The following is a 2,851-nucleotide window of genomic DNA, read 5'->3' on the forward strand; positions in this document are numbered from 1 at the left end:
CTGGCAGCGGTCAGGGTCACGGGGAGCACGGTGTCCTCCTCCTACGGCGGCCCTTCCGAAGGCCACCTTGCAGCCCACAGGTTGTCGAAGCGGGCGCTGGCCGCGCCATGCCCCTTTTGAACCTGTTGCGGACTGGTGAAGATGGTCTAGTCCCGGGTAGGCATGCTTGGCATGGCACACCATCCTTGACGGCCATGGTGCGTCCGATGGTGATCGGGGCAGGATAGCCCGGATGTCCTCCGCGGCCCCTGTACCTGACCGGGCGCGGCGTCGCCACGGTGGTGCGCGCGCCGGCCGGGTCCGCCGTGTCGACATGCCGGATTCCCCCCGCCGCTCCATAGCGGATGCCGCGAGCGTCACCGGCAGGATCGGCGGGGAACTGCTGGAGTGGATGCCGCACGGCCGCGGCCTGCCCACCGAGGACTGGGTCGCCCGGCACCGGCTGCTGGTCTGGATCCTGGCCATCCACCTGCCCATGATCGTAACCTACGCCTGGTACCAGGACTTCCGGATCTGGCAGGGCCTGGCCTCGACCGCCCCGTCCGCGGTGCTGCTGGGCGCCGCCGTCCTGCCGGGTGTGCGCCGGCTGCGGGCGCTGGCCACCAGCCTCGGCCTGCTGTGCAGCTCGGTGGTGTTCGTCCACCTCTCGCACGGGCAGACCGAGGTGTACTTCCACTTCTTCGTGGTCGTCGCCCTCATCGCCCTGTACGAGGACTGGACGGTCTACCTGCTGGCGATCGCGTTCGTGTTCGTGGCGAACGGCGTGGTGGGCGGCCAGATCGTGATGCCCGAGTACACCGGGTCGCCCTGGGTGTTCGCCGGGGTCAGCGCGGCGTTCATCTGCGCGCTGGCGGCGGCACAGGTGATCTTCTGGCATTTCAACGAACAGGCGCGGCGGCGGGCCGAGCACTTCCGGGCGCAGCTCTACGAGGGGCAGCAGAGCCTGATGGCCCGTCTCGAGGAGACCGACCGGATCCGCAGCGACCTGGTTGCCACCGTCTCCCACGAGTTCCGCACGCCGCTGACCGGCATCCGCGGGACCCTGCTCACCATCAAGCGCCGGCGGGACCGGATGTCCCCGGCGCAGCTCGACGACATGCTCGACTCGGCGGTCAGCTACTCCGACCGGCTGTCCCGGCTGCTGGAGAACATGCTCACCGCGGCGACGGCCACCGGCACCGAGGAGAACAGCGTCGCGGACCTCCCCGAGGTCGTCAACGAGGTGCTCGCGACCCTGTCCTACACGCCGACGACAGCCGCCAACGTCACCGTCGACGTCCCGCCCCACCTGCCCGTGCGGATGGCCCGGCAGGCGCTGCACCAGGTCGTCGCGAACCTTGTCGACAACGCGCTGGTGCACTCCTGGCCGGGAGCGCCGGTCCGGCTGATCGCCGGCCGGGTCGGTGACGAAGTGATCCTGCGGGTGCGCAACCCCGGCCCCGACCTCGACCCGGCCACGATCCGCCAGCTCTTCGAGCCGTTCACCCAGCGGGACGGGACGGCTACCCGGGAGACCGACGGCGCGGGCATGGGCCTGTACGTCGTGCGGCGGCTGGTCGAGGTCCACGGCGGGCGGCTGCGGATGGCCTCCGAGGACGGGGAGATCATCGTCGAGGTCGACATGTGGGCGGCGGTGCCCCGCCCGGCCACGGTCGGCCCGCGGTCCGCGGCGGGCGTCCGGGAGGCTTTCGACCGGTCCGCGGTAGGCGCTCGCGTCCCGCAGCGGCCCACGCTGCCGCTGGCCCGCGAGTTCGGCCGCCATGCCCGGCAGGGCCTGCACTCGGGGGAGAACGCCCGGCCGGGCCTGCGCTCCGGTGAGGACGCCAGGCTCGGCCTGTGGCCCGGTGAGAACGTCCGGCCGGGGCTGCGGTCGGGCGAGGGCTCCGAGCCGGGCCCGCGCTCGCCGGGGGACGATGCCCGGCCGGGTCCGCGCCCGGGCGAGGAGGCCCGCTCCCGGTCCGCCGAGGACTCCCGGTCGGGCCTGCGGGCCGCTCCGCCGCTGTGGTCGAACCGGCCGCGCCCGATCGACCGTTCCGGCTGACCGGCGGCCCCTCCTCCCGGCCGGCTGGCCGTTCTGGCTGGGTGGTGGTTCTGGCCGGGTGGCCGTTGCGGCTGGCCGGTGTGCCGGCCGGTGAACCGTTCCGGTTGGGCGAGCGTGCCGGCTGACCGGGTGTGTCTGCTGACCGGGTGCGCCGGCCGGGCGCGGCCGGTAACGGTGGTCGGCCGGCCGCGACGGTCAGTCGTGACCGGCGGACTGGGTGATCAGCAGTTGTTCGCCTGCAGCTTCAGGCTCACCGGCTTGCTCCTGCCGTAGCTGGTCCCCGGCGCGACCGACTGCGTGACGACGGCCCCGATCTGCTTCGAGTTCAGGCACTCGTACACGTAGGGGATGTTGCTGAAGCCGGCCTTCCTGAGGGTTGCCGCGGCGTCGTCCAACGTCATCCCGACGACGTTCGGCACGTCCGAGCAGTCGTTGGCCTGCAGGTACAGGCGTACCGCCGCCGTCGTCGCGATCCGCGTGCCGGCAGCCGGGTCCTGGCGCACCACATTGCTGATGTCGGAGGAGCGGTAGCAGTCGTACACGTAGGGGATGTTGGTGAAACCGTCCTGGCGCAGGGCCGCGGAGGCGTCGTTGAGCACCATGCCCCGCACGTCCGGTACCGCCACGCGGGAATCCGGCGGTGACGCCGGGGGCGGCGCGGCGCTCGGGGCAGCGCTCGGTCCGCCGGCGGGGCCGGTCGGCCCACCGCCCGGCCCGGTGCCGGCCTGCGCTGTGACGTTCGCGGTGGGCGGAGCGGATGCCGGCACGGCCACGGCGGACGCCGCCGGTGCCGGGCCCCGGGTGGCGTCC

General features: G+C 73.0%; 2 protein-coding genes. One reads left to right on the forward strand and one right to left on the reverse strand.

Features of this window, described 5'->3' with window-relative positions; translation table 11 throughout:
* Positions 1 to 232: 232 nt before the first annotated feature.
* Entirely contained in the window at positions 233 to 2,041 is a 1,809-nt protein-coding gene (locus NBW84_RS08600) for a sensor histidine kinase (RefSeq protein WP_250283408.1), read from the forward strand.
* A 221-nt stretch (positions 2,042 to 2,262) separates the two neighbouring features.
* Here the strand turns inward: NBW84_RS08600 and NBW84_RS08605 are convergent.
* A partial coding sequence (locus NBW84_RS08605) for a PASTA domain-containing protein (protein ID WP_250283410.1) occupies positions 2,263 to 2,851 on the reverse strand: 589 nt, incomplete at its 5' end.

The sequence above is a fragment of the Protofrankia sp. CiP1_Cm_nod2 genome (assembly GCF_920664355.1).
Classification (GTDB): Bacteria; Actinomycetota; Actinomycetes; order Frankiales; family Frankiaceae; genus Protofrankia.

What these genes read in the sequence shown, in the direction of transcription:
- NBW84_RS08600 (WP_250283408.1), top strand. Translation starts at nt 233, where the DNA reads ATGTCCTCCGCGGCCCCTGTACCTGACCGGGCGCGGCGTCGCCACGGT.